General features: G+C 70.7%; 24 protein-coding genes. 18 read left to right on the top strand and 6 right to left on the bottom strand.

Annotation, left to right across the window (positions count from 1 at the left end; translation table 11 throughout):
* Nucleotides 1-102 precede the first annotated feature (102 nt).
* The 8 genes from ACZ418_RS40405 (at nucleotide 103) to ACZ418_RS40370 (ending at nucleotide 7159) form a co-directional block, all read left to right on the top strand.
* Nucleotides 103-747, top strand: coding sequence for an HAD family hydrolase (locus ACZ418_RS40405; protein ID WP_468373207.1), 645 nt, complete (start codon nucleotides 103-105; stop codon nucleotides 745-747).
* 156 nt (nucleotides 748-903) lie between these two features.
* On the top strand, nucleotides 904-2136 hold the full coding sequence (locus ACZ418_RS40400; protein ID WP_468373204.1) for an MFS transporter: 1233 nt from the start codon (nucleotides 904-906) through the stop codon (nucleotides 2134-2136).
* Nucleotides 2087-3259: an acetoin utilization protein AcuC gene (locus tag ACZ418_RS40395; RefSeq protein ID WP_468373201.1), complete on the top strand. Its 1173-nt coding sequence runs from the start codon at nucleotides 2087-2089 to the stop codon at nucleotides 3257-3259. The genes ACZ418_RS40400 and ACZ418_RS40395 overlap by 50 nt, the downstream gene beginning before the upstream one ends.
* Nucleotides 3260-3354: 95 nt before the next feature.
* Nucleotides 3355-4170 (top strand): phosphatase, encoded by an 816-nt coding sequence (locus ACZ418_RS40390; RefSeq protein WP_468373198.1) that lies wholly within the window; start codon nucleotides 3355-3357, stop codon nucleotides 4168-4170.
* Nucleotides 4171-4299: 129 nt separating this feature from the next.
* Nucleotides 4300-4512: a helix-turn-helix domain-containing protein gene (locus ACZ418_RS40385; RefSeq protein WP_159045602.1), complete on the top strand. Its 213-nt coding sequence runs from the start codon at nucleotides 4300-4302 to the stop codon at nucleotides 4510-4512.
* Nucleotides 4513-4659: 147 nt separating this feature from the next.
* Entirely contained in the window at nucleotides 4660-4758 is a 99-nt protein-coding gene (locus ACZ418_RS40380; protein WP_003948845.1) for a 30S ribosomal protein bS22, read from the top strand.
* 232 nt (nucleotides 4759-4990) lie between these two features.
* Entirely contained in the window at nucleotides 4991-6052 is a 1062-nt protein-coding gene (locus ACZ418_RS40375; RefSeq protein ID WP_468373195.1) for an NAD-dependent epimerase/dehydratase family protein, read from the top strand.
* A 24-nt stretch (nucleotides 6053-6076) separates the two neighbouring features.
* Entirely contained in the window at nucleotides 6077-7159 is a 1083-nt protein-coding gene (locus ACZ418_RS40370) for a lysophospholipid acyltransferase family protein (RefSeq protein WP_468373193.1), read from the top strand.
* Nucleotides 7160-7240: 81 nt separating this feature from the next.
* Here ACZ418_RS40370 and ACZ418_RS40365 read toward each other — a convergent pair whose 3' ends face one another.
* The 3 genes from ACZ418_RS40365 to ACZ418_RS40355 all read right to left on the bottom strand — a co-directional run bounded on the left by ACZ418_RS40365 (nucleotide 7241) and on the right by ACZ418_RS40355 (nucleotide 10750).
* Nucleotides 7241-8473: a DUF5667 domain-containing protein gene (locus ACZ418_RS40365; protein WP_468373190.1), complete on the bottom strand. Its 1233-nt coding sequence runs from the start codon at nucleotides 8471-8473 to the stop codon at nucleotides 7241-7243.
* Nucleotides 8474-8708: 235 nt separating this feature from the next.
* Nucleotides 8709-9497, bottom strand: coding sequence for an ECF subfamily RNA polymerase sigma factor, BldN family (locus ACZ418_RS40360; protein ID WP_468373186.1), 789 nt, complete (start codon nucleotides 9495-9497; stop codon nucleotides 8709-8711).
* Between the two features lie 323 nt (nucleotides 9498-9820).
* Nucleotides 9821-10750 carry an HAD family hydrolase gene (locus tag ACZ418_RS40355; protein WP_468373183.1) on the bottom strand — a complete coding sequence of 310 codons (930 nt, stop codon included), beginning with the start codon at nucleotides 10748-10750 and terminating at the stop codon, nucleotides 9821-9823.
* A gap of 127 nt (nucleotides 10751-10877) precedes the next feature.
* Here ACZ418_RS40355 and ACZ418_RS40350 point away from each other — a divergent pair, with 127 nt between their 5' ends.
* The 7 genes from ACZ418_RS40350 (at nucleotide 10878) to ACZ418_RS40320 (ending at nucleotide 19088) form a co-directional block, all read left to right on the top strand.
* On the top strand, nucleotides 10878-11159 hold the full coding sequence (locus ACZ418_RS40350) for a glutaredoxin family protein (RefSeq protein ID WP_468373180.1): 282 nt from the start codon (nucleotides 10878-10880) through the stop codon (nucleotides 11157-11159).
* A 280-nt stretch (nucleotides 11160-11439) separates the two neighbouring features.
* On the top strand, nucleotides 11440-12204 hold the full coding sequence (locus ACZ418_RS40345; protein ID WP_468373178.1) for a redox-sensing transcriptional repressor Rex: 765 nt from the start codon (nucleotides 11440-11442) through the stop codon (nucleotides 12202-12204).
* Nucleotides 12201-13889: a glutamyl-tRNA reductase gene (locus ACZ418_RS40340; RefSeq protein ID WP_468373175.1), complete on the top strand. Its 1689-nt coding sequence runs from the start codon at nucleotides 12201-12203 to the stop codon at nucleotides 13887-13889. Before ACZ418_RS40345 ends, ACZ418_RS40340 begins: the two co-directional genes overlap by 4 nt.
* Nucleotides 13886-14842, top strand: a complete 957-nt coding sequence (gene hemC / locus ACZ418_RS40335) for a hydroxymethylbilane synthase (protein WP_468373172.1) — start codon at nucleotides 13886-13888, stop codon at nucleotides 14840-14842. The genes ACZ418_RS40340 and hemC overlap by 4 nt, the downstream gene beginning before the upstream one ends.
* Complete coding sequence (locus ACZ418_RS40330) at nucleotides 14839-16551, top strand: bifunctional uroporphyrinogen-III C-methyltransferase/uroporphyrinogen-III synthase (RefSeq protein ID WP_468373170.1); 1713 nt, start codon at nucleotides 14839-14841, stop codon at nucleotides 16549-16551. Before hemC ends, ACZ418_RS40330 begins: the two co-directional genes overlap by 4 nt.
* 175 nt (nucleotides 16552-16726) lie before the next feature.
* Entirely contained in the window at nucleotides 16727-18301 is a 1575-nt protein-coding gene (locus ACZ418_RS40325; protein WP_468373167.1) for a M48 family metallopeptidase, read from the top strand.
* 133 nt (nucleotides 18302-18434) lie between these two features.
* Nucleotides 18435-19088, top strand: coding sequence for a hypothetical protein (locus ACZ418_RS40320; protein ID WP_468373164.1), 654 nt, complete (start codon nucleotides 18435-18437; stop codon nucleotides 19086-19088).
* A 46-nt stretch (nucleotides 19089-19134) separates the two neighbouring features.
* On the opposite strand, the gene ACZ418_RS40315 is transcribed toward ACZ418_RS40320, so the two are convergent.
* A complete protein-coding gene (locus tag ACZ418_RS40315; protein WP_468373160.1) occupies nucleotides 19135-20127 on the bottom strand; it encodes a phospholipase D-like domain-containing protein in 993 nt (330 codons plus the stop codon).
* 229 nt (nucleotides 20128-20356) lie between these two features.
* Here ACZ418_RS40315 and hemB point away from each other — a divergent pair, with 229 nt between their 5' ends.
* On the top strand, nucleotides 20357-21349 hold the full coding sequence (gene hemB, locus ACZ418_RS40310) for a porphobilinogen synthase (protein WP_468373157.1): 993 nt from the start codon (nucleotides 20357-20359) through the stop codon (nucleotides 21347-21349).
* Nucleotides 21350-21531: 182 nt separating this feature from the next.
* On the opposite strand, the gene ACZ418_RS40305 is transcribed toward hemB, so the two are convergent.
* Nucleotides 21532-22350 carry a DUF4253 domain-containing protein gene (locus ACZ418_RS40305; RefSeq protein WP_468373154.1) on the bottom strand — a complete coding sequence of 273 codons (819 nt, stop codon included), beginning with the start codon at nucleotides 22348-22350 and terminating at the stop codon, nucleotides 21532-21534.
* A 141-nt stretch (nucleotides 22351-22491) separates the two neighbouring features.
* Between ACZ418_RS40305 and ACZ418_RS40300 the strand changes: the two genes are divergently transcribed.
* Nucleotides 22492-23646 (top strand): hypothetical protein, encoded by a 1155-nt coding sequence (locus ACZ418_RS40300; protein WP_468373151.1) that lies wholly within the window; start codon nucleotides 22492-22494, stop codon nucleotides 23644-23646.
* A gap of 316 nt (nucleotides 23647-23962) precedes the next feature.
* On the opposite strand, the gene ACZ418_RS40295 is transcribed toward ACZ418_RS40300, so the two are convergent.
* Entirely contained in the window at nucleotides 23963-24349 is a 387-nt protein-coding gene (locus tag ACZ418_RS40295; protein WP_468373149.1) for a VOC family protein, read from the bottom strand.
* Between the two features lie 72 nt (nucleotides 24350-24421).
* Here ACZ418_RS40295 and ACZ418_RS40290 point away from each other — a divergent pair, with 72 nt between their 5' ends.
* Nucleotides 24422-25381, top strand: a complete 960-nt coding sequence (locus ACZ418_RS40290; RefSeq protein WP_468373147.1) for a helix-turn-helix transcriptional regulator — start codon at nucleotides 24422-24424, stop codon at nucleotides 25379-25381.
* Nucleotides 25382-25426 lie beyond the last annotated feature (45 nt).

Genomic DNA, 25426 nt, shown 5'->3' with positions numbered 1-25426 from the left:
TACTGCAGGGGGGACCCTGTGGGAGAGTAGGACGCCGCCGAACAATTCTTGAGAAAGGCCCACGCCACCAGGCGTGGGCCTTTCTGCGTTTAGGGTTGGTCCATGCGCTATGACCTGATCATCTTCGACAACGACGGTGTGCTCGTCGACAGCGAGCCCATCTCCAACCGGCATCTGGCCGCCTACCTGACCGAGTTGGGGCACCCGACGTCGTACGAGGACTCGATCCGGGACTACATGGGCTCGGCGATGCACCGGATCCATGAGCTCGTGCTGGAGCGGACCGGTCAACGGCTGCCGGACGACTTCGACGACGTCTTCCACGCGCGCGTCTTCGCCGCGTTCGAGCGGGAGTTGCAGCCCGTGGCGGGCGTGGCCGGTGTACTGGAGAAGCTGGCCGCGGACGGGGTGCCGTACTGCGTGGCCTCATCAGGGAGTCATGCGCGGATCCGAGTCGGGCACCGTACGACCGGGCTCGACCGGTGGTTCGCGGAGGACCGGATCTTCAGTTCCGAGGACGTGGGGCGTGGGAAGCCGGCGCCCGATCTCTTCCTGTATGCGGCGGAGCGTATGGGGGTGGCGCCGGAGCGGTGCCTGGTCGTGGAGGATTCGCCGCTGGGCGTCCAGGCGGCCGTGGCGGCCGGCATGACCGTCTACGGGTTCACCGCGATGACGCCGGCGGCCAAGCTGGCGAGGGCCGACCAACTCTTCTCCACCATGGGCGAGTTGGCCGACCTGCTGGTATGACCTGAGCCATCGGTCCGGGCCTGACGAGCGTTAGCGGCGTCAGTGGTGGGCCGGCCGTCGAGCCGATGGAGAAGATGCCGGCTTCGGTAAAACTGAAGGAAATTCATCTTTGGCCGGATCTACCCACAGGTAGCCCGGGGCCCTACGCTCGCCGCCATGACTGATGTGCTGCGGCGCGGTAGGGCCTCGCTGGCGTTCAGCTTCTTCGCTCAAGGCGCCACCTTCGCCCTCCTGGTGACGCGCATCCCGGCCATCCAGGACCGGTACGGTGTCTCCGACGCGCTGCTGCCGGTCTTCCTGGCCGCCGTACCGGTCCTCGCCGGTGTCGGCAGTGTGACCACCGAGCAGCTGGTGAGGCGAATACGGCCCAGCCGGCTGCTGCGCTGGTCCCAGCCGGTCGTCCTGCTGGCGCTGCTCGGCGCCGGGGCGGGCGGGCAGATCGCGGAGCTGGCGGTGGCGCTGGGCGCGTTCGGGCTGGCCGTGGGAGCACTGGACGCCTCCATGAACATGCTCGGGGTGAGCCTGCAGCGATCGTACGGGCGCAGCATCATGCTCAGCTTCCACGCCGCGTACAGCCTGGGCGGGATCCTGGGTGCCTCGCTGGCGTGGGTCGGGGCGCACTGGCATCTCGCGCTGTGGGTGTCGTATCTGCCGGTGGTGGCCGTGCTGCTGCCGGCGACGCTCGTGGGGAGCCGGTGGTACGTCGACGGGGATCCGGCGCCGGTGGGAGGGGACCAGGACCAGGTTCAAGGCACCGGCGTCGTCTTCAAGCTGCTGCTGCCGCTCTGCCTGGTGATGACCTTCGCCTACATCGGGGACTCGACCGTCTCCAACTGGAGCGCGAAGTATCTGAAGGACGTGCTGGGCAGCTCGGAGCAGCTGGCGACGGTGCCGTACAACGTGTACATGGTGACGACGCTGCTGGGGAGGGCCATCGGGGACCTCGGGGTGCGGCGGTTCGGAGCGGTGGCGGTCGTACGGCTCGGGACGCTGGTGGCGGCCGGCGGGTTCGCGGTGGTGGCCTCGGCGCCCGGGGCGTGGGTGGGGATGCTCGGGTTCACGATGCTGGGGCTGGGGCTGTGCGTGCTGGTGCCGCAGACGTTCGCGGCGGCGGGGCGGCACGCTTATGAAAATCACGGCCCCGGGGCGTCGGACGCGGCCATCGCACGGCTGAACATTTTCAATTACGTGGGATTCCTGATCGGTTCGCCGTTGGTGGGTGCTCTGGGCGATGCCTGGAGCTATCGGGGCGCCATGCTCGTGCCGATGGTGTTGGTGCTGGTGACGCTTGTGTACGCCAGGTCGTTCGCCGCTCAACCGGACCGATACGGTGGCGGGCATGAGCGGCCGCGCACAGCTGATGTGGGACGAGGCAGTAACGGGCTATGACTTCGGCCCGGACCATCCGATGGATCCGGTCCGGCTGGCATTGACCCGGAAACTGGTGGGTGCCTTCGGGCTCGACCAGGAGATGGAGGTCGTCGCGGCCAAGCCGGCCGGGGAGTCGACACTGCGGCTGGTCCATCGTGAGGACTACATCGACGCCGTGAAGGCCGCGTCGGCCGATCCGGCGGCGGCGGACGTGTCGTACGGGCTCGGGACCCTCGATGATCCGGCGTTCGCCGGGATGCACGAGGTGTCCGCGTTGATCGCCGGGCAGTCGGTGGGGGCCGCGGAGGCGGTGTGGCGGGGGGATGCCGAGCACGCCGTGAACTTCGCGGGCGGGCTGCACCATGCGATGCCCGGGGGCGCGTCCGGGTTCTGCGTGTACAACGACGCCTCGCTGGCCATCGCCCGGTTGCTGGAGCTGGGCGCCGAGCGGGTCGCTTATGTGGATGTCGACGTGCATCACGGGGACGGGGTACAGGCGGCGTTCTGGGAGGATCCGCGGGTTCTGACGATCTCGCTGCACGAACATCCCCGTACGTTGTTCCCGCAGACCGGGTGGCCGGAGGAGACGGGGGCCGGGGCCGGTGAGGGGGCGGCCGTGAACGTCGCGCTGCCGGCGGGGACCGGGGACGCGGGGTGGCTGCGGGCGTTCCATGCGGTGGTGCCGGAGCTGCTGGCGGAGTTCCGGCCGCAGGTGCTGGTGTCGCAGCACGGGGCCGACACGCACTTCGAGGATCCGCTCGCGCACCTCGCGGTGTCGCTGGATGCGCAGCGGGCTGTGCAGGTGGCGTGTCATGAGCTGGCGCACGAGTACGCCGGGGGGAAGTGGGTCGCGCTGGGGGGCGGTGGATACGCGGTGGTCGATGTCGTGCCGCGGTCGTGGACGCATCTGGTGGGGATCGCGGCGGGGCGGCCGGTGGCGCCGGAGGCGATGATTCCCGAGGCGTGGCGGCAGGAGGTGTTCGCTCGGACCCGGCAGCTCGGGCCGCAGCGGATGACGGATGGGCGGTGGCCGGTGAGTTGGGCTTCGTGGGAGTCGGGTTACGACCCCGCGGATCGGCTTGATCAGGCGGTACGGGCCACTCGTCGGGCGGTGTTTCCGCTGCGGGGGTTGCTGCCCTGAACGGTGGGAAGGTGCTGCTCCCGCCGTTACGCCAACCGTGCGCACTTCCCCCGTTTGCGCCGCCTCTGCCGCCCCCATGCGTCACCATCGCACCCATGTCGACCAGCGGAGCTCTGCACGCGCATCTGCTGGCTGTTCGGCTTGCCGGGCAGGTGGGGACCTCCCGGGAGGACAGTCTGCGCAGTTACCGGCTGTTCGCGGCCCGGGATCCTCGGGTGCTGATCGGGATCGATCCCGAAGGGACTTGGGAACAGCCGGAGTTGCTCGAGCTGATGGCGGAGAAGTGCGGGGTCTCCGGCGATCCCCGGCACACTTCGGGGCCGGATGTGATCGATCCGGAGCGGACGCTGGCCGCGCTGGATGCCTTCGCGGGGCGGATCCGGCAGGTGGCCAGGCGTGGCGCGCCCGTGTTGTTCGGGACCGGGCATCCGCAGCGGCTGCTCGGGTTCTACGCCGACTTGGCGGACGCGCTCTCGGCGGCGGGGTGTGACGTGCTCACTCCCGCGCAGGGTCGCTGTGTCGACATATTGACCCGGTTCGGTCTACGTACGTATCACCTCGGCTACGCACGCCGGGTTGGGTTGGTGCGGGAAACCGGCGATGGGCGCCCGGGTTGTGAGCCGGGCGTGCACAGTCATTCGCCGCTGCCGGTTCGGGTCGTGCTGGAGGCCGCGGCGGAGGGCGGAGGACCCTTGCCCGAACTGGTCGTCGGGGATCACGGGTGGGTCTGCGGTGCTGGTCAGCTGGGGTTCGAGACCATCGGGCTCGCCGACACCGATGATCCGGCGCTGTTCGTGGGGGAGGCGGAGGGGCGCGTGTCCGTCGTCGTTCCGGTTGATGACGCCGTGCGGTCTGAGTACTACCGGCCACTGACCCGCTACGTACTCAAACGAGCGTGTCTGTCACAGTAGGCCTGCGATGGGTGCACCTCTTCCCCACTTGCATCACCCGCCCCTACATTGGGGAGTGAGCACGCAGCGACGAAGAGTCACCGGAAGGGGAAGCCGGTGGCCGTCGAGTGCGGAAGGTTCAGGTGTGTCATGGCTGCAGCTGACGAGAGGCCTCTGAACGAGGTCGTGTTCCTTACCGTGGCGGAGGTCGCCTCGGTGATGCGAGTGTCGAAGATGACCGTGTACCGCCTGGTGCACAGCGGTCATCTGCCCGCGATCCGGGTCGGGCGGTCGTTCCGAGTCCCGGAGCAAGCGGTACACGAGTACCTCCGTGACAGCTATGTGGGGGTGGAGACTGCCTGACGGCAACCCCAGGGTGACCCCCGGGTGACCCGGGGTACCCCCCTCGATTACGACCTTGGCGCTCGGTTGGGTAGGCTAGCCCCTCGTAGGTCGTGTGGGCCCATGGCGCCCAAACAACCGAGTGATGAGAAGTGAGCGAGGGTAGTCGTGGGCTCTGTTATCAAGAAGCGGCGCAAGCGGATGGCCAAGAAGAAGCACCGCAAGCTGCTCAAGCGCACGCGCGTTCAGCGTCGCAACAAGAAGTAAGCGGCGTCGCGAGAGCGTGTCACGCGTATCTGTGGCCTCCCATCAGCACTGGTGGGGGGCCACAGCCATATCGAGGGCCATCGGCATATCCGGGGTCACCGGCATATCCGGGGGAACCCGGCATGTTCCGATGAGTGAATTTCCGTCACTTCGTGCATCGGGTGGTCATCACAGCGCAACATCGACCCGCTAGGTTGGCCGCACGCATCACGTACGAGGGAAGGCGCTGATCTTGGGGAAGGTCGTGCTCGTCACCGGAGTGGCCCGGCAACTGGGCGGCCGGTTCGTACGGCGGATACAGCGGGATCCGGAGGTCGACCGGGTGATCGCCGTGGACGCGGTGCCGCCGGCGCACCATCTGGGCGGGGCGGACTTCATCCAGGCCGACATCCGGCAGCCGACCATCGCCAAGGTGCTCGCCGAGACGGGCGCCGACACGGTCGTCCACATGGACGTGACCGGCACGGCGCTGGGCAGCGGCAACCGGGCCACGGTCAAGGAGACCAACGTCATCGGCACCATGCAGCTGCTCGGCGCCTGCCAGAAGTCGCCGACCGTGAAGCGGCTGGTGGTCAAGTCCAGTACGAACGTGTACGGCTCGGCACCACGCGATCCGGCCGTGTTCACCGAGACGACCCCAGCGAAGTCGCTGCCGAGCGGCGGCTTCGCGAAGGACACCGTCGAGGTCGAGGGGTATGTGCGCGGGTTCGCCCGGCGGCGGCCGGACGTCGCCGTGTGCGTGCTGCGGTTCGCCAACATTCTCGGCCCGGCCGCCGACACCCCGCTCGCCTCCTACTTCGCGCTGCCCGTCCTGCCGACCGTGTTCGGCTACGACCCGCGGCTGCAGTTCGTGCACGAGGACGACGTCGTCGAGGTGCTCAGGATCGCCTCGCACGAACCGCGCCGGGGCACTCTCAACAGCGGCACGTTCAACATCGCCGGGGACGGTGTGCTGCTGCTCTCGCAGTGCTCCCGGCGGCTCGGGCGGCCGACCGTGCCGCTGCTGCTGCCGGCGGTCACCTGGGCGGGGTCGATGGTGCGTACGCTCGGTATGACGGACTTCTCGCCGGAGCAGATCCGGCTGCTCACGCACGGGCGGGTGGTGGACACGGTCCAGATGCGCGACACGCTGGGCTTCACGCCCAGGTACACGACGGCGGAGACGTTCGCGGACTTCGCGCGCGGCCAGGGCCCCGGGCTCGTGCCGCCTCAGGCCCTCGCGGGGGCCGTCGACCGGATCGCCGCGCTGGCCGTGAGGGGCGGCGGCCGGCCCACGACGCACAGCGCCGACTAGCGCCAACCGAGGAGCGCAGCAACGATGGCGGACGCCAAGGTCATTCCCTTCGACGACGACCGGTCCCGCGGGGGCGCCGTGCAGCGCCCGGCGCGGCGCCGGGGCACGGGCAGCCGGCGCGGCGCCCTCGGCGAGGCCGGCGCCCGGGAGATGGGTGAGGTCCAGCCCCTGCAGGGCCGGGGCCGGGCACGGGAAGATGAGCCTGTGAGCCGCGAGGAGAAGCCGGAGGAGCCGCTGGAGCGGCCGGGTGCCCATGAGCGGGACGACGGCGGCCTGGAGCGGCGGCTGGCGGCCGGGCTGGCCTTTCTGCGGCGCCGGCTGACCGGGGACTACGACGTCGACGACTTCGGTTACGACGAGGAGCTGACCGACCAGGTCCTGATGTCGCTGCTGCGGCCGGTGTACGAGAAGTACTTCCGGGTCGAGGTGAAGGGCATCGAGAACATCCCGGCCGAGGGCGGGGCGCTGATCGTCGCCAACCACTCCGGGACGCTGCCGCTGGACGGGCTGATGATGCAGGTCGCGGTGCACGACCACCATCCGGCCGACCGTCATCTACGGCTGCTGGCAGCCGACTTGGTCTTCGTGCTGCCGGTGGTCAACGAGCTGGCCCGCAAGCTGGGGCACACCCTGGCCTGTGCGGAGGACGCCGAGCGGCTGCTGGCTCAGGGGGAGCTGGTCGGGGTGATGCCGGAGGGGTTCAAGGGCATCGGGAAACCTTTCAGCGAGCGGTACAAGCTGCAGCGGTTCGGGCGGGGTGGCTTCGTGTCGACCGCGCTGCGGCAGGGGGCGCCGATCATTCCGTGCTCGGTCGTGGGGGCGGAGGAGATCTATCCGATGATCGGCAACGCGAAGACGCTGGCGCGGTTGCTGGGATTTCCGTACTTCCCCTTGACGCCGACGTTTCCGTGGCTGGGGCCGCTCGGTGCGATTCCGTTGCCGACGAAGTGGACGATCCAGTTCGGGGAGCCGATTCCGACGGACGGGTATCCGGCGGAGGCTGCCGAGGATCCGATGCTGATGTTCAACCTGACCGATCAGGTGCGGGAGCAGATTCAGCACACTTTGTACAAGCTGTTGGTGCAGCGGCGGTCGGTGTTCTTCTGAGTTCTTACTGGCGCGTTCGTGGACGAAGCCGGGGGCGCCCCACTTGGGTGGGGTGCCCCCGGCTTCGTAGTCGTATCGGGGTTAGTGCGTGTCCTCGCTGTCGATGCCCAGGCCCGGGAGGAGGCCGGGGAGGAGCGGGGGCAGGGTGACGTCGGGGGCGGTGGACGAGGGTTTGCTGGTGGACGGGGCGCTGGTGCCGGTGCCCGTCTTCGGTGCCTCCAGCAGGCCGCCCGTGTCGCCGCCGAGCAGGCCCTCGCCGCTACTGCCGGTGGCCGAGCCGCTCGGGTCGCCCGGGCGTGCGTGCCGGCCGGAGGGCGGGGTGGTGCCGGAGGCGCTGGGCGCCGTCGACCGGTTGCCGCCGGAGGAGCCGGTGGATGCCGAGCCGGAGCCCCGGTGCTTGCCGTCGCCGCCCTGGGCGGGTGGCTGCGGGAGCAGGGACTGCAGCGGGGCGACCTCCTGGTCTATGGCGTCGAAGACCGACGAGACCTGCTGTTTGACGTCCCCGAGCTGCACGGGCAGCTTGTCGCTGAGCGCGGTCCACACCTCGCGGTGGGAGCGGGAGAACGTGGACAGGGCCTGGATGGGGCCGAGGGAGCCGGGGTCGGCCTCGTAGGCCTCGTGGAGCAGGCGGTGGCCCTCGGTGACGTCCTGCTGCATGCCGGAGAGCGTGCGGCGGATCTCGCCGATGGATTCGTGGTCGAGGTGGCCGCCGCGGCCGCGCTCCAGCAGCCGGCGGGCCTCGTTGAGCCGGGTGGAGGCCTGGTCGAGGTAGGTCTGGCCGCGCTGGTCGTCGCCGTTGGTCAGGTAATTGAGCTTGAAGTCCTCGATGCCGCGTTTGAGGCCGTAGAGGGAGTCACCTGGCAGGGCGTCCGAGCTGGCGGCGGCGACCCCGCCGAAGGCTCCCGCGGCCACGCCCACGCTGAGTCCGCCCGCCGCGAGCCCCTTGGTCAGCCGGGAACGCGGTCGGAGTTTGCTCAGCGGGCTCGCCCGGTGGGCGCCCCGAGACCGGGAAGAGCGCTGTCCCGGTACGGATGCGTCCGCCGCCCCCGTGCCCTCCCGAAGCATGGCCTCCATCGCGGCGACCAGCTGGGCGCGCTGCACGACCTTGACCTCGGGGTCGAGCTGCGGCTTGGGCAGCGCGCCGAGGCCCGTGGCCAGGGCCAGTAGCTCGCCCTGCTCGGTCTGCTCCTCGGCGGCCGGCGGAGAACCCGCCGGGCCTACGGACTGCTGGGCCGCCGTGTCCCGGTCGGACTGCTCCTCCAGGGCCTGGGCGAAGGCGTTCGCCCGCCGGTGCGCCGATACGTTCGCGATCACTGGCGGCACCTCCTCTCGTCATGACGGTCGACTCCCCAGGGGGTCCTGAGGGTTGCACGCCCGCGACCACTTCACACGATCGAGCGATCAGGGTCGGCCAGGACGTGACCACAGGGAGCCTGTATCCCGCACAACGACTGGCGCGGCACTTGGGTTACGGACGGCGGATGCCCGGATCGCAAAGGCAACGGGCGTTCACGGAACGTGAGTTGAGTGTTACTGAGAGTTGCCGGGTTCAGCGGGCGTCGTCCGGCAGCAGACGGGCGAGCGTGCGTACGGCGCGGTACTGGAGGGTCTTGATGGCGCCCTCGTTCTTGCCCATGACGCGGGCGGTCTCGGCGACCGAGAGCCCCTGGAGAAAGCGGAGCGTCACGCACTCCTGCTGCTGCGGGTTGAGCCGGCGTACCGCGTCGAGCAGCGCGGCGTTCGACAGGGACTCCAGGACGGAGTCCTCCGGGGAGCGCTCGACCTCGTTGGCGTCGAGCATCTCGCCGGTGGTGACCTCCAGGCGGAAGCGGCTGGACTTGAAGTGGTCGGCGACGAGGTTACGGGCGATCGTGACCAGCCAGGCTCCGAAGTCGCGGCCCTGCCAGGTGAAGGTGCCGATCCTGCGCAAGGCCCGCAGAAAGGTCTCGCTCGTCAGGTCCTCGGCGGTCGCCCGGCTGCCGACGCGGTAGTAGATGTACCGGTACACCGTGTCGCTGTACTGGTCGTACAGCCGGCCGAAGGCCTCGGCCTCGCCCGCCTGGGCGCGCTCGACCAGGTCCATCATCCGGGCGCTGTCGCTGTCGGCGGCCGGGCGGCGGGCGGTGGCGGCGCCGGTGGCGGCGCCGGCGGAGCGCCCGCGCCTGCCCACCGCGGCGCTGCCTTCGGCCAGTGCGTAGCACGGGCCTACGGGCGCGGCGGCGAAGGCGGGGACGGCGTACGCGGTGGGGACGAGGCCGCGCAGCGTCTCTTTGAACGTTGCGACTGTTGCGCGCAGCGTAGCCAGGCCCGAGGCGTCAACCCCGACGTGTGGGTACACGGGACTCCCAGAGGCAGAGCTTCCATCACGTGCAGTGCGGGACCGTTCACCCGTCGTAGCGACGGAGGGGTACCGGTTTGCGTCTGAGGAGAATAACGCTTCGTGCAGGCACTGCTACACCGAGTTGCTCAAATCATCGATTGCGTCGCTTCTGTTACCGATTGAGGCCTCATCAAGTGCCATAACTTGATCGCTTGTTGACCGAAATCAGGCCGGTTTCGGTGAGGTACGGCGCGTGTTGAAATGGCCGCGGCATAATCCGGGTCCGGTGCCGGGGCTGGGTGAGTTCGGGGCGCCGCCGGCTGGGAGGTGCCGCTGAGCCGTTATCGGCGCCGTCGGCTCAGAGCGATCGCCGCCGCAGTGCCACCGGCCACCGCGCCGACCCCCGCTGCCGCCGGAATGCCGACCTTCGCCGCCTTCCGGCCGGTGCGGTAGTCCCGCAGGCGCCAGTCCTTCTCGCGGGCGTGTTTGCGCAGCTTGGCGTCGGGGTTGATGGCGTAGGGGTGGCCGACGAGGGACAGCATCGGGATGTCGTTGTGGCTGTCGCTGTAGGCCGCGCAGCGGGAGAGGTCGAGGCTCTCCGCCGCGGCCAGGGCGCGGACCGCCTCCGCCTTCGCGGGCCCGTGCAGCGGCTCGCCGACCAGCTTGCCCGTGTAGACGCCGTCCACCGACTCGGCCACCGTGCCGAGCGCGCCGGTGAGGCCCAGGCGGCGGGCGATCACCTGGGCGATCTCCACCGGGGCGGCCGTGACCAGCCACACCTTCTGCCCGGCGTCCAGGTGGGCCTGGGCCAGGGCGCGGGTGCCGGGCCAGATGCGGTCGGCCATGTACTCGTCGTAGATCTCCTCGCCGATCGACTCCAGCTCGGCGACCCGGTGGCCCTTGACGATCGACAGCGCCGAGTCACGCGCGTCCTGCATGTGCTCGGGGTCCTCGACGCCGGCCAGCCGGAACCAGGCCTGCTGCCAGGCGAACTTGGCGAGGTCGCGCGTCTCGAAGAACTTCCGCTTGTACAGGCCCCGGCCGAAGTGGAACAGCGCGGCGCCCTGCATGACGGTGTTGTCGAGGTCGAAGAAGGCAGCCGCCTTCTCGTCGCCGATCACGGGGAACTGCGGTTCCCTGTCGGTGACCTGCGGCGTTTCCTGCGCTTCCTGCGAGGACTTGCGGGCAGCCTCCGCCGAGGCCTCGCCTGCCAACACGCTGCGCGCAGTGGCGGAGCGCCTACGGGGAGTGAGCCATCCGAGAGCGGCCATGTCGTGAGCATAGCCAGTTTGTTCGGTGCTTCCGTCGGTCAAGAGGTTGGATGCGCGTGAACTCTCCGCGACCGGGCCGTTAAAGAGCTGATCCAAAGCGTGCGCGGCGCGCGCGACAATGGCCGGTATGAGTCCGCTTTTCCGCCGCAAGGCCGCCCCCGCCGACCCCCGTGACCGGCTGGTCACGCTCATCCGCAAGCCCGGCTGTCATCTCTGCGACGACGCGCAGGTCGTGATCGAGAAGGTCTGCGCAGAACTCGGCGTGTCCTGGGAGCGGAAGGACATCACCGAGGACCGGGCCCTCCATGACCAGTACTGGGAGCAGATCCCGGTCGTACTGATCGATGGTGAACAGCACACCTTCTGGCGGGTGAACGAGGAGCGGCTGCGCCGGGCACTGACCGACTAGTCCAAACCGGTCGGAAAGTCGCTTAGGATCGACGGCAGTCTGATCTCGGGGGCGGGATTCGTGAGGAGAGTGTGCGGTTTTGCCCCCAGTAACGAAGGAACGTCGGTGCGTATGCACCGGTTCCCGTCGAGGGCGTGAAAGGTGCGTGACCCCGGTCACTTCTGCCGGGCAAATCGGACACCATCTTTGTGCACGCGTTCACAAAGACATAGCCTGCTGTCGACGGGGCGGTCTGGGGACGTATGACCGCCTGCAGCCCCGCTCTACCCGCAGGAGCACCGTGGCAACTGGCCGAACACACCGACCGGCGACCCGTAGCCGAGGGATTCCCGAGGCCACCGTCGCCAGGCTTCCGCTGTACCTCCGAGCCCTGACCGCGCTGTCGGAGCGCTCGGTACCCACGGTCTCCTCCGAGGAGCTGGCGGCCGCGGCGGGGGTCAACTCCGCCAAGCTGCGCAAGGACTTCTCGTACCTGGGCTCCTACGGAACGCGCGGTGTCGGCTACGACGTGGAGTATCTCGTCTACCAGATCTCCCGTGAACTCGGCCTGACCCAGGACTGGCCGGTTGTGATCGTCGGTATCGGTAACCTCGGCGCCGCCCTGGCCAATTACGGCGGGTTCGCCTCCCGTGGTTTCCGGGTGGCCGCACTGATCGACGCCGACCCCGCCATGGCCGGAAAGCCCGTCGCCGGTATCCCGGTGCAGCACACCGACGACCTGGAAAAGATCATCAAGGACAACGGGGTGTCCATCGGCGTCATCGCCACCCCCGCCGGTGCCGCCCAGCAGGTCTGCGACCGGCTCGTGGCCGCCGGGGTCACCTCCATCCTGAACTTCGCGCCGACCGTGCTGTCCGTCCCGGACGGCGTCGACGTGCGCAAGGTCGACCTCTCGATCGAACTCCAGATCCTCGCCTTCCACGAGCAGCGCAAGGCGGGTGAGGAGACCGCGGCCGGTGACGTCGGCTCGCTGCCCGCCACCACGCATGACGCCGCCGCCGACCAGGGGCCCGACGGGGACGTACCCGCCGTGATGCCGGCATGAGTCTCCTCGTCGTCGGACTGAGCCACCGCAGCGCTCCGGTCAGCGTGCTGGAGCGGGCCGCGCTGAGCGCGGACACCCAGATCAAGCTGCTGCAGGACACGGTCGCCGCCGAGCCGGCCACCGAGGCCGCGGTGCTCGCCACCTGCAACCGCATCGAGCTGTACGCCGACGTGGACAAGTTCCACGCCGGTGTCGCCGAGCTGTCCACGCTGCTCGCCCAGCACAGCGGCGTCGGCCTGGAGGAGCTCACCCCGTATCTCTACGTGCACTACGAGGACCGGGCCGTCCACCACCTGTTCTCGGTGGCCTGCGGCCTGGACTCGATGGTCGTCGGCGAGGGGCAGATCCTCGGCCAGATCAAGGACTCCCTGGCCAAGGCGCAGGAGCTGCACAGCGCCGGCAAGCTGATGAACGACCTGTTCCAGCAGGGCCTGCGGGTCGGCAAGCGCGCCCACTCCGAGACCGGCATCGACCGCGCCGGGCAGTCCCTGGTCACCTTCGGCCTGGAGCAGCTGGCCGTCGGCGGATCCGTCGAGAACTGGGCCGCGGGCAAGAAGGCGCTGGTCATCGGCGCCGGGTCGATGTCCTCGCTGGCCGCCGCCACGCTGGCGCGGGCCGGGGTCGCCGAGATCGTCGTCGCCAACCGCACCTTCGAGCGCGCCGAGCGGCTCGCGCAGATACTGGCCGAGGCCGACGACAACGCGGTGACCGCCCGCGCGGTACGGATGGACGCCGTGCCGGACGAGCTGACACGTGCCGACGTCGTCGTCTCCTGTACCGGGGCGACGGGCCTGGTGCTCACGGCGGAGGCGGTCGCGCAGGCGGTCGAGGGCCGCACCGGCGTTCCCGTCGCCGACACCGGTCGCACGGCCGTGCAGGCCGGGAAGACCGAGGCCCCGCTGCCGCCCACCACCGTCGGCGCCGACGAGAACTGCCCGCTGGACCTGGCCGCCGTACAGCCCGGCTTCTCCCTCATGGGCGAGGCCGCCGTGGCCGGCATGGACGCGGCCACCCTGGAGCAGCACGCGGCCTGGGCCGCAGGCAGAACGATCGACCGCCCGGGCCGCCGTACCCCCGAGGCGGACGCCGAGCTGATCACCGCGCTCGCCGCGACCGCCGCGACCGTGGGCCGGATCCCCGAGCGGCGCAGGCCGGAGCCGCCGGCCGAGCGCCCGGCGCCCTCCCTCTTCCTGCTCGACCTGGCCATGCCCCGGGACATCGACGCGGCCGTGCACCGGCTCGCCGGGGTGCGCCTTGTGGACATCGAGTCGCTGGCGGAAGCTTCCGCCGACGCTCCGATGGCGGCCGATGTGGACCAGGTCCGGCGTATCGTCTCCGACGAGGTCGCGGCCTTCGGCGCGGCGCAGCGGGCGGCGCACATCACGCCGACCGTGGTCGCGCTGCGCACCATGGCCGCCGACGTCGTCGCCAGTGAGATCGCGCGGCTCGACGGTCGCCTGCCCGACCTGGACGAACGCCAGCGCGGCGAGATCCGGCAGGCCGTGCACCGGGTCGTCGACAAGCTGCTGCACGCGCCGACCGTACGGGTCAAGCAGCTCGCGGCCGAGCCCGGCGGCGCCGGGTACGCGGACGCGCTGCGCACCCTGTTCGACCTCGACCCCGAGACGGTCGCCGCCGTCTTCCGGGCCGAGGACAGCACAGACAAGAAGGACCGACCGGCATGACTGAGAAGGCACTGAGGCTGGGGACCAGGCGCAGCAAACTCGCCATGGCCCAGTCCGGGCAGGTGGCGGAGGCCGTCCACCGGGTGACCGGGCGGCCCGTCGAGCTGGTCGAGATCACCACGTACGGCGATGTCTCCCGCGAGGCCCTCGCCCAGATCGGCGGCACCGGCGTGTTCGTCACGGCGCTGCGCGACGCGCTGATACGCGGCGATGTCGACTTCGCGGTTCATTCGCTCAAGGACCTGCCGACCACGCAGCCCGAGGAACTGGTCCTGGCCGCCGTACCGGTGCGCGAGGACCCGCGGGACGTGATCGTCGCCCGGGACGCGCTGAAGTTCACGGACCTGCCGCGCGGGGCGCGGATCGGCACCGGTTCGCCGCGCCGCATGGGGCAGCTGAACGCGTACGCCCGCGCCCACGGCCTGGACATCGAGACGGTCCCGATACGCGGCAACGTCGACACCCGGATCCGGTACGTCCACGACGGCGAACTCGACGCCGTCGTACTGGCCGCCGCCGGACTGAACCGGATCGGCCGGATCGACGAGGTGACCGACTTCCTGTCGGTCGACACGGTTCTGCCCGCCCCCGGCCAGGGGGCACTGGCGATCGAGTGTGCCGCGGACAACGCGGACCTGATCGCGGCGCTCGGCGAGCTCGACGACCCGTTCACACGGGCCGCCGTGACCGCCGAACGATCACTGCTCGCCGCCCTGGAGGCCGGCTGCAGCGCCCCTGTGGGCGCGCTGGCCGACCTTGCCGACGGGCAGATTGTCAAGGAAATGCGCCTGCGCGGCGTCGTCGGGACGACCGACGGCACCCGCATGGTGCAGCTGTCCACCACCGGTCCCGTGCCCCAGACGCACGACCAGGCGCTGGCACTCGGTCGCGAACTCGCCACCGAGATGCTCGCCCAGGGCGCGGCCGGTCTGATGGGGGAGCGAGCACAGTGAGCCCCACCGCCCTTCCTGCCGCCGGTCCGGAACACGGGCACGTCACCTTCCTGGGTGCCGGACCCGGAGATCCGGGACTGCTGACTCTGCGCGCCGTGGAGGCGCTGTCGAGCGCGGACGTCCTGGTTGCCGAGCACGAGGTGCTCGACGTGATCCGGACGCACGCCCGACAGGGCGTCTCCGTCGTACAGACGGACGCAGACCCTTCTTCGGTCTCGCCGCCGGGCACGGGCACGCCCCAGCTGACGGTCGTTGACGGCACGTCAACAGCCGCCGCTGTCCCGGCCGCTGCCCGGGATGCCGCTCATCTTGTCATGGAGGCTGCGCGGGGCGGCAGGCGGGTCGTCCGTGCGGTGTCCGGGGACCCGGGACTTGATACGTACGCGGCCGAGGAAATGCTCGCCTGCGCCGCCGCCGGGGTGCCCTTCGAGGTGGTCCCGGGTGTCGCGGCGGCGGTCGGTGTGCCCGCGTACGCCGGTGTGCCGCTGCGGGACGCCGAGGGCGCGGACGTCCGGTTCGTGGACGCCCGTACGGCCTCCGACCGCTGCTGGACCGAGGTGGGCGCGTCGGACGGCACGGTCGTCGTCTCGACGACGCTGGACTCGGTGGCCGCGGCGGCGGGCGAGCTGGTCTCGGCGGGCCGCAAGCCGGACACCCCGCTGACGGTCACGATCGCCGGCACGACGACCCGCCAGCGCACCTGGGCGGCGACGCTCGGCACGATCGCGCAGACCCTGAAGCAGGCGAAGGTGCTGCCGTCCCCGGACGGTGGCCGGCCGGTGATAGCCGTGGTCGGTGAGCGTTCCTCCGCCGCCCGGCGCGACCAGCTGTCGTGGTTCGAGTCCAAGCCGCTGTTCGGCTGGAAGGTGCTCGTGCCGCGCACGAAGGAGCAGGCGGCGTCGCTCTCCGACCAGCTGCGGTCCTACGGCGCGGTGCCGCACGAGGTCCCGACGATCGCGGTGGAGCCCCCGCGCACCCCGCAGCAGATGGAACGTGCCGTCAAGGGCCTGGTCACCGGCCGCTACGAGTGGATCGCCTTCACGTCGGTCAACGCGGTGAAGGCGGTGCGGGAGAAGTTCGAGGAGTACGGCCTCGACGCGCGTGCCTTCGCGGGCATCAAGGTGGCCGCGGTGGGCGAGCAGACGGCCAAGGCGCTGGTCGCCTTCGGCGTGAAGCCGGACCTGGTGCCGAGCGGCGAGCAGTCGGCCGCGGGCCTGCTGGAGGACTGGCCGCCGTACGACCCGGTGTTCGACCCGATCGACCGCGTCTTCCTCCCGCGTGCGGACATCGCCACGGAGACGCTGGTCGCCGGCCTCATCGAGCTGGGCTGGGAGGTCGACGACGTGACCGCCTACCGGACGGTCCGCGCCTCGCCTCCGCCGGCCGAGACCCGCGAGGCGATCAAGGGCGGTGGCTTCGACGCGGTGCTCTTCACGTCCTCGTCGACGGTCCGGAACCTGGTCGGCATCGCGGGCAAGCCGCACAACGTGACCGTGATCGCCTGCATCGGCCCGGCCACGGCGAAGACGGCCGAGGAGCATGGCCTGCGGGTCGATGTCATGGCGCCCGAGCCGTCGGTCCACAAGCTGGCGGAGGCGCTGGCGGACTTCGGGCTGAAGCGGCGGGCTGCCGCGGTGGAGAACGGGGACCCGGTGACGCGGCCCAGCGAGCGGCGGCCGGGGGCGCGCAGGCGTCGGTCCACGACGTAGCCACAGCCTTCGCGGGACCTTGCGCGCCCCGCCGTCCATTGCGGACGGCGGGGCGTCGCCGTCCGCCCGCCGCTGCCCTTCCCCGAACGGAGCCGGGGCAGTCGCAGAGGTGCATGTAGGATCCGCGCGTCGCCGCTCCTTCCGGGGCGGCCGAGTGGTGTGGGGGAACGTCCCGATGACCTTCAAGCCGCGCGTCGTCCGCGCGCTCGTGCTGCTGGCCGGCTTCCATCTGATGGGCGTGGTCATGCTGGTGGCCATGGCCGTGCTCGACTGGCAGCTGGTGACGCGCATGCTCACCGCCCAGGCGGCCTGGCTCGAGGGCATGGTCCTGACCGTCACCGTTCTCCTGGCGATGGCGATTCTGCGGGGCATGTTCGTCTTCGTACGGGCCGGGCGCCTGGGTCCGGTGCCGCAGGCGGTGGCGGTCACGCCGCAGGACCAGCCCGAGCTGTGGGAACAGGTGCGAGCCGCCGCGCAGGTGGCAGGGGAACGGCCGCCGGACGAGCTGTACCTGGTTGCCGAGGTCAACGCAGGCGTCGCCGAACACAGCCACCTGCTGGGGCTGCTGCCCGGACGCCGCCGTATGCTCCTGGGTCTGCCGCTGCTCGCCGGGCTGACCGTGCCACAGCTGCGTGCCGTCCTCGCCCACGAGTTCGGGCACTTCGCCCACCTCGACACCCGGCTCGGCGGCGTCATCATGCGCGGCCGGAACGCAGTGCTGCACACGGTGGACGTGTTCAGCCGGGGCAGCACCCCGCTGCACCGCTCGATCGGCACGCTGTACCTCGGTTACGCCCGCGTGTTCCTGCGGACCTCGCAGTCCGTGGCCCGCCACCAGGAACGTGCCGCCGACCAGGTGGCCGCCCGGCACGCGGGCCGGGACGCGACGGTCGCCGCGCTGCGCGCCCTTCCGGTCCTCGACGCCGCACACACCCACTACCGGCAGACATACGCCGAGATGGGCAGGCCGCTGGGGGCCTTGCCGCCGGTGGGCGAAGTGCACGGTGGCTTTCTGCGGCTGCTCGCCGCCCGGCCGGGAGAGCACCTCTCCGCCCTCTCCGCCGGGCATCGTCCGCGCAGAGCGCACCGGTACGACTCGCACCCGCCGACCGCCGAACGGGTCGCCCTGGTCGAGGAACTCCCCGCCGACGAGCGGAGCGACGACCCGGCGGACGCGCCGACCGCGCTCGGCCTGCTGCGCGAAGCGGGCAGGGTGTTCGCCGAGCTGGAGGCGCGCACGTTGCCGCCCGAGGCGGCCGGGCTGCGGCGCATGAGCTGGGACGGCCTCGTCATGGCCCGCGCGGTCGTCGACGCCGAGGACTGGTCCCGGCCGCTGCGGCTCGCCGTCGCCAGGGCGCTGCGTTCCGAGGCCCGGAGTGCCGACGAGCAAGCGGGCACCGAGCTGCCCGGCCTGGAGGAGGTGCTCGACGCGTTCGACCGCGGCCTGCTGTGGATGGCGGTCGCCGACCGTATACCCAAGCCCCCGCAGGCGGCGCGACTGGTCGGGGCGTCCGCCCGCAACTTCATCCGGCCCAAGGTTTTCGACGGGCTCGCGGGCATGGTCCACCTGCGTCTCGTCGACGCCGGACACGCCACCCCCGACATCGCCTGGTCGGGGCGTCCCGGACTCGCACTGCCCGAGGAGTGGGAAAGGTCCATGGACGACGCCCTAGACGCAGCCGTCGCCGACACACCTGACACGGCGCCCCTGCGGACCCTGCTCACCGTGACTGAATCGCTCTCCTCGTGATCGCTTGTCTGCGATGCTGACCAGCATGGATGAGGGAGATCGAGGGCGGGGCGAAAGCGCGGGCTCCTGGATACGGCGGCGTGCTGCCGCGGTGGCGTTGACGTGCGTCGGAGTGGGAGTCGCCGTCCTGCATGTGCTGGCGCCCGGGCTGAAGATCGACGGCGTCACGATCACGCTGCTCTCGGTGGCGGCGGTGCCGTGGCTCGGAGAGCTGTTCCGAAGTATCGAGGTGCCGGGTCTCGGGAGGGTCGAGTTCTGGGAGCGCAGGCTCGAGGCCGTCGAGCGGGCAGCGAACGCGGCTCTCGTCGGGGACGGTCCCGGGGGCGGCGCAGTGGACGACACCGAGGCCTGGGACGCGGTCAGGGAACTCGCCGCCGCGTACGTGAAGGTGCGTCTTGAACTGCCCAGTGGCCGGGCGCGCACCCGCCGGATGGACCAGGTCTTCGCCCGCCTGGTGCGCGCGACGCAGCGTGTGCGGGATTTTGATGCGGGCGCGTTGCTCGGGTCCCAGGACGCCGGACTGCGCCTGGCCGCCTATGCGCGCCTGTATGCGCTGCCCGAGCCCGAGGCGCTGGACGCGCTGGTCGACGCGGTGACCGGCGAACCGCTCCCCTTCAACCAGTACTGGGGGCTGCAGGCCGTCGGGAGAGGCGTGGAGGACGTGGGAGCGGAACGTGTTCCGTTCGGTGTGGTGCGGCGCTTGGAGGACTGCCGTTCCCGGATGCGACGCGCCCCCGACCGGGTCGAGCTGATCGATCGCATCCTCGAGGATCTCGGTGAACGCTGAACGGCAGGCGGGTGCAGGGTGACGCCCGCCTGCCGCTCGTGCCGGTTCAGGCCGCCGTACCGCCCGCGTAGTCGCTGCTGAACGTCGTCTCGACGGTCTGGGCCACCGGTTCGGCCACGCCCGTGCCGGTGAGGATGATGCCGAGCTCCCGGTTGTTGCTCAGGGAGTTGCTGCTGATGTTCATGGAGCCGGCCTCCACCTCCTGGGTGCTCAGGCCGTAGTCGGCGACCATGGCCTTGGCGTGGATGTAGAAGCCGTTGGGGTCGGAGTAGCCGACGACAGTGCCGCCGGCTGCCTTGACGGCGGAGACCTCGCTGGAGTAGCTGGAAGGATTCTCCAGGACCACGCGGACCTTCACGCCCGCCTTGGCGCGGGCCACGATCGCGTTGACCACCGTGCTGTCGCTGAACTCCAGTTCCTCCACGTCCAGGGTCTTGGTGGCGGAGTTGATGAAGGACACCAGGCGGTTGCGGGAGTCGTTGGGGGACCACAGCAGGTGGTCGCCGTCGGTCGGGGTGACCGAGGTCGCCGTGTAGTCGGCGTTGAAGACCTTCTCGATGGCCGCGACATCGCGCGTGTCGTCGGTGAAGACGCCGTAGTCGCGGCTGGTCGTGTAGTACTGCGCCGTCAGATTGCCGGTCATCACGAGGGACTTGACGCCGTCGACGGTGATCGTCTTCTGGTGGGTGTAGACGAAGGCCGAGGACGACCAGACCACGCCTATGCCCGCGTTCTTCAGGGACGTGTACGCCGAGTTGTTGGCGCTCTGGTGCTGGCGGTCGAGGATGACGCGGACCGTGACGCCCTTGTTCTTCAGGGCTATGAGGTCGTTGACGGCCGTGGTGTCCTCCAGCTCGTACATGGTCATGTCGAGCGTGCTGGTGGCCGAGTTGATGAAGTCGTAGATCGTCGGCTGGCTGCCGGTCTGGGCGAAGGCGAAGGCCGAGTAGCTCGCGGCGTTCGCCGGGACGGCCGTGGCGACGACGGCGGCGCCGGCGGTCAGGGCGATGGCCGCGCGGGTGAGGACCTTCCGCAGCATGCGTGACTCCTAGGCTCACGGGCGAGGAGGGGTGGCGCGGGCATGACACCACGCGCGTAGAACGCTGGGGAGGCGCGCGGATCCAGGGATCGCCAGGAGAGCGCAAAGACTTCGTATGACGGCGCCGGTTTGCCCGTGAATGGGCTCGCTGTGGGCTGCCTATGAGTCAGCGACCGGGCCGACACGGCGTCGGCAAAGACGGGGGCCCGGCGGGCGTAGCGTAGAAGGCATGACGAAGTACGGATCCTTCCCCGGTACGCGTCCCCGGCGGCTGCGCACGTCGCCCGTCATGCGCCGTATGGTCGCCGAGACGCGCCTGCACCCGGCCGACTTCATCCTTCCGGCGTTCGTCCGGGAGGGCGTGAGCGAGCCCGTGCCGATCGCCGCCATGCCCGGTGTCGTCCAGCACACCCGCGACAGCCTGAAGAAGGCCGCGCTGGAGGCCGTCGAGGCCGGGATCTCCGGGATCATGCTGTTCGGCGTGCCGGAGGAGGGCAAGAAGGACGCTGTCGGGACTCCGGGCACCGATCCGGACGGGATCCTTCAGGTCGCCATCCGGGACGTGCGGGCCGAGGTCGGCGACGACCTGCTCGTCATGTCCGACCTGTGCCTCGACGAGACCACCGACCACGGGCACTGCGGGGTCCTGGACGCCGAGGGCCGTGTCGACAACGACGCGACCCTGGAGCGGTACGCCGAGATGGCCCAGGTGCAGGCCGACGCCGGAGCGCATGTCGTCGGCCCCAGCGGGATGATGGACGGCCAGATCGGCGTCATCCGCGACGCGCTCGACCAGATCGGGCGCGAGGACGTGGCGATCCTCGCCTACACCGCGAAGTACTCGTCCGCCTTCTACGGCCCCTTCCGCGAGGCCGTCGCCTCCTCGCTCCAGGGCGACCGGAAGACCTACCAGCAGGACCCCGCCAACTGGCGTGAGTCCCTGCGGGAGCTGGCCCTCGATCTGGAGGAGGGCGCGGACATGGTCATGGTCAAGCCGGCCGGGCCGTACCTCGACATCCTCGCCCGGGTCGCGGACGCCGTGGACGTGCCTGTCGTCGCGTACCAGATCTCCGGCGAGTACGCGATGATCGAGGCCGCAGCCGAGAAGGGCTGGGTCGACCGCGACCGGGCCGTCTTCGAGACCCTGACCGGCATCAAGCGCGCCGGGGCCCGGAACATCCTCACGTACTGGGCGACCGAGGTGGCGCAGAAGCTGCGCTGAGCCGGCGCGAACAGCTGCGGCCCTCGGGCCGGCTCGGAGTGGAGCCGGGCCGGGGGCCGCATGCTTGTCGGGGAGTTCTGGCCGGGGCCGCATGTTGGTCGGGAGTTCCGGCCGGGGGGCGGCCTGATTGTCGGGGAGTTCCGGCTGGGGGCCGCATGCTTGTCGGGGAGTTCCGGCCGGGGTCAGTCCCACCAGAAGGCCCAGGCGGGCGCCCCTATCAGGTCCTTCGCGTAGGCGCGGAAGGTGTCCTGCTCGCCCTGGAGCACATTGTCCGGGCAGAACGCGAAGTGCTCCGCCGCCACCGCCTCCGCGTCCTCCTCGGTGGCCGGCGGAGCCGCCACCGAGACCACGAGGGAGTCCAGGCCGAGGGCCACCACCCGGATGCCGAAGCGGTCCTCCCAAGAACGCAGCACCGCGCACATCCGGGCCACGTCACTCTCGTAGTTCAGCGGGCCGGTCCAGCCGATCGCCGCCGGGATGTCGGCGGACCGGCGGGCCGGGACCAGGGCGAGATGCGCCTCCTCGATCATCGCGCCCCGACCGCCCCTGAGCGCGTCGGCGACCTGCGCGGCGCGGGTGTCCGGGTCCGCGGAGAGGGAGCCGGCCGGTGCGAGACCGGGCCACTCGCCCCCGAACGGCTCGATGTCCTCGGCGAGCTCGCCGTCCTCCGTCTCCTCCTCCCAGTACTCCGTCAGGACGTCCTCGGCGTCGTGGTCGCCCGGGTACGACGTCTCGCCGGGTCGCAGCGCCCAGTCCTGCGGTCCACCCCGGGACGCGGCCAGGTCCACGAGCACCGGCAGCAGACCTGCGCGGGCCGCCGGCGCGCCCAGCGCCTTCCACGTGCCCGGCGCGGCCGGCTTCTCCGCGTGCCACAGCAGAGGTTCGTGCCAGGGGCCGTCGTACGTCATGTCGACGAGCCTGCCGGGCGGCAGTTGAAGCCCGAGGGTACGGCCGCTGGGGTCGGTGGCCAGCCTGGGCAGCGGGTTGGGAAGAGTCGCCATACCCGTGACTGTAAGGCCCGCCACTGACAACGGCGTTGACCAGCCTCTGCGATGAACCCACGGCCGCCGCAGCCGCTCTTACCGGGGGGTGTTCTGATGGGCGGGGACACGGTGACCGTGTGACGGGAAGGACGGAGGAACGTGCGGATCGGGCGTTACCCGGTGCGGTGGCACATCGTGCTGCTCACGCTGTGGACGGCCGTCTGGTTCGTGGTGGCCGAACGCCACGCGGCCGTGTCCTGGCACTATCTGCGCCAGGGCGAGCAACTGCTCTTGGGCCAGGCCTCCGGCGGCGGCCTCGCCCTCTACGCCAACCACCCCGACCTGCAGATCGGCCCGGTCAGCTTCCTGGTCGCCGGCCTCTTCGCACCGTTCCCACCCGACCTGGGTGAGAAACTGGCCGACGCGTTCATGTCCGGGCTCGGCCTGTACATGCTCGTCCTGGTCGGCCGCGCCGCCGCCGACCACTACCTCGGCACCGGCGTCAACCACAAACGCCTCCAGCAACGCGTCCTGGTCGCCGGGGCGGCCTTCATCCCCATGTGGGTCGAGGTCGCGGTCCGCTTCGCTCACCTCGACGACGTACTGGCCCTGTTCTTCACCACGCTCGCGGTACGCGCACTGGTCCGGGGCAACGCGACGGCGGTGGGCGTGCTCCTGGCCCTGGCGGTCGACTCCAAGCCCTGGGCGGTCGGTTTCCTGCCGCTGCTGCTCGCCCTGCCCCGCCCGTCCCGCCTGCGCGCGGCGACCTGGACCGTCGCGCTGGTGGCGGCAGCCTGGCTCCCCTTCTACCTGACCCACCTGGAGACCCTGCAGGCGGCCCGCTTCACGATCCCCAACCAACCGGCGTCCTCACTGCGCTGGTTCGGCGTGAACGACCCCGCGACCCCGTGGTGGGACCGCCCCGCGCAGATGGCGCTCGGCATGGGTCTCGGCGCCCTGGCGGTACGACGGGGCCGCTGGCCGGCGGTGGTCTTCCTGGCCGCCGACGCCCGCATCCTCCTCGACCCCAGCGTGTACACGTACTACAACGCCTCGGTCCTCCTGGGCACCCTGATCTGGGACTCGATCGGCCAACGCCGCCTGGTTCCGTGGGTCAGCTGGATCGCGCTGATCTCCCTCTACGGCGGTGCCCTGCTGATCCCGTCGGACTCCACCCGGGGCCTCATCCGCCTGGCGTTCTGCGTCGGCTCGGCGGCATACGTCCTGCTGTGGCCCCAGCGGGCGCCTCGGGGCCACCGAGGCAGACGGGGCGCACATGGCGAGCCGGCGCAGGGAACCCTCATCAACAACTGACCGGAGCCGGCCGTCCTTTGGCGCCCGGCGCCGATTGGTTGCCGTGGGGCCGCCCGCTTCTTGGCAGAAGCGAGCGAGCAGCCCGGGAGAGTGGGCGGCTTACGGAGTTGGCCCTCGGGTCGGCTGCGTTCGCGTCCTGGGTTGCGGGGTCGCGGCCGCGTCTCGCATGGACGCCGGATGGGCCCCGTGGGCCGCGAGGTGGTGGGGATTGGAAGATTTGTGCCACCTTGCCGTGCTTCCCGGCCCTGAATTTCGGGGTTGTGTGGGGGAGGAGGTGGCACAAATCTGCCAATCACTCCCTCGGGGTGCCCTCGCGCTAAACCAGCGTCGTGATGCAGAACGGGTGCCCGGCTGGATCCAGCAGCACCCGCCACCGCTCGCCGCCCGGCTGGAACTCGGGCTTGTCGGCGCCCAGTTCGAGCAACCGCTTCTCTGCGGCGTCCAGGTCGTCCACGCCCAGCTCGATGTGCGCCTGCTTCTCCTGGGCCGGGTCCGGCCAGGTGGGCCGGCGGTAGTCGGCGAGGCGGTTGAAGCCGAGGCCGGTCGAGCCCTCCTTGCCGAGGAAGACGAAGTCGTCGCTGGAGAAGAGGACGGACATGCCGAGCAAATCGCCGTAGAAACGGGCCATTTCGGCGGGGTCGGAGCAGTCGAAGGTGACGGCGGCGTAGCGGAACGCGGGTGCGGATGAGGTTTCCGTGGTCATGGGGAGGACGCTAGGGCATGACCAGGACAGTTCCGGTCCTGGTCATGTCGATCCTGTGCCAGACTTCCCGCCGTGCTCAGCTCGTCCGCCCGCCTTCTTCGTCTGCTGTCCCTGCTGTCCTCCCGCCCCTCCTGGACCTGCGCCGAGCTGGCCGAGCGCATGGAGGTCACCGACCGCACGGTCCGCCGGGACATAGCGAGGCTGAGGGACCTCGGCTACTCGGTCGACTCCGAGGCCGGTCCCTGGGGCGGGTACCGCCTGCGGGCAGGCTCCCGCGTTCCGCCGCTGATCCTCGACGACGAGGAGGCACTGGCCGTCGCGGTCGGCCTGCGCGAGGCCGCACTGAGCGACGCGCTCGGTGGCGACCAGGCGGCGCTGTCGGCGCTGCTGAAGCTGCGCCAGGTGCTGCCCCGGCACATCGCGGACCGTCTCGGCGAGCTGGATGACGCGTTCGTACGCCTCCCGGGAGCCGACGGACCTCAGATCAGGCCGGGGCTTCTGCTGGAGCTGGCCGTCGCCTGCCGGCGGGGGGAGCGGGCCCGGCTGTCGTACACCGATGGGGAGGGCAAGAGTACGGTCCGGGAGGTTGAACCCTACCGTCTGGTCCACACGGGCCGTCGCTGGTACTTCGTCGCGCGGGACGTGTCCCGAGGGCAATGGCGTACCTTCCGCGCCGACCGGGTCGACCGCCTCCAGCCCACCGGCCGCCCGGCGGACCTGGCTGACCCGCCGGACCCCGCCCAGCTGGTCTCCCGCAACATCGCGAACGGCCCCTACGCCCTGTCCGCGACCATTCGCCTGCCCCTCCCCGTGAGCGAGGCGCTGAGGCTGATCCCGCCCACGATGGGCACCCACCGCCCCGACGGCCCCGACGCCACCCTGGTGGACATCGGCGGCCCCGACCCGGACGGCCTTGCCTGCTACCTCCTCGGGCTGGGGTCGCCGCTGCGCGTCCTCGAACCGGACTCGGTACGCCAGGCGTTGGCACGCCGGGCGCGTCACCTTGTCGATGAAAACACCGCTCAGGAATAGGTGTCCGACGCAGACCCGCGCATGCAAGGAACTCTGCGGTCGCGG

This window comes from Streptomyces sp. NPDC030820 (assembly GCF_055572075.1).
This window is presented reverse-complemented; position numbering and strand designations above follow the sequence as displayed.

What these genes read in the sequence shown, in the direction of transcription:
- ACZ418_RS40305 (WP_468373154.1), bottom strand. Translation starts at nt 22,350, where the DNA reads ATGGCGACTCTTCCCAACCCGCTGCCCAGGCTGGCCACCGACCCCAGC.
- ACZ418_RS40385 (WP_159045602.1), top strand. Translation starts at nt 4,300, where the DNA reads ATGGCTGCAGCTGACGAGAGGCCTCTGAACGAGGTCGTGTTCCTTACC.
- ACZ418_RS40315 (WP_468373160.1), bottom strand. Translation starts at nt 20,127, where the DNA reads ATGCTGCGGAAGGTCCTCACCCGCGCGGCCATCGCCCTGACCGCCGGC.
- hemB (WP_468373157.1), top strand. Translation starts at nt 20,357, where the DNA reads ATGACGAAGTACGGATCCTTCCCCGGTACGCGTCCCCGGCGGCTGCGC.
- ACZ418_RS40295 (WP_468373149.1), bottom strand. Translation starts at nt 24,349, where the DNA reads ATGACCACGGAAACCTCATCCGCACCCGCGTTCCGCTACGCCGCCGTC.
- ACZ418_RS40390 (WP_468373198.1), top strand. Translation starts at nt 3,355, where the DNA reads ATGTCGACCAGCGGAGCTCTGCACGCGCATCTGCTGGCTGTTCGGCTT.
- ACZ418_RS40355 (WP_468373183.1), bottom strand. Translation starts at nt 10,750, where the DNA reads ATGGCCGCTCTCGGATGGCTCACTCCCCGTAGGCGCTCCGCCACTGCG.
- ACZ418_RS40405 (WP_468373207.1), top strand. Translation starts at nt 103, where the DNA reads ATGCGCTATGACCTGATCATCTTCGACAACGACGGTGTGCTCGTCGAC.
- ACZ418_RS40395 (WP_468373201.1), top strand. Translation starts at nt 2,087, where the DNA reads ATGAGCGGCCGCGCACAGCTGATGTGGGACGAGGCAGTAACGGGCTAT.
- ACZ418_RS40400 (WP_468373204.1), top strand. Translation starts at nt 904, where the DNA reads ATGACTGATGTGCTGCGGCGCGGTAGGGCCTCGCTGGCGTTCAGCTTC.
- ACZ418_RS40340 (WP_468373175.1), top strand. Translation starts at nt 12,201, where the DNA reads ATGAGTCTCCTCGTCGTCGGACTGAGCCACCGCAGCGCTCCGGTCAGC.
- hemC (WP_468373172.1), top strand. Translation starts at nt 13,886, where the DNA reads ATGACTGAGAAGGCACTGAGGCTGGGGACCAGGCGCAGCAAACTCGCC.
- ACZ418_RS40370 (WP_468373193.1), top strand. Translation starts at nt 6,077, where the DNA reads ATGGCGGACGCCAAGGTCATTCCCTTCGACGACGACCGGTCCCGCGGG.
- ACZ418_RS40350 (WP_468373180.1), top strand. Translation starts at nt 10,878, where the DNA reads ATGAGTCCGCTTTTCCGCCGCAAGGCCGCCCCCGCCGACCCCCGTGAC.
- ACZ418_RS40325 (WP_468373167.1), top strand. Translation starts at nt 16,727, where the DNA reads ATGACCTTCAAGCCGCGCGTCGTCCGCGCGCTCGTGCTGCTGGCCGGC.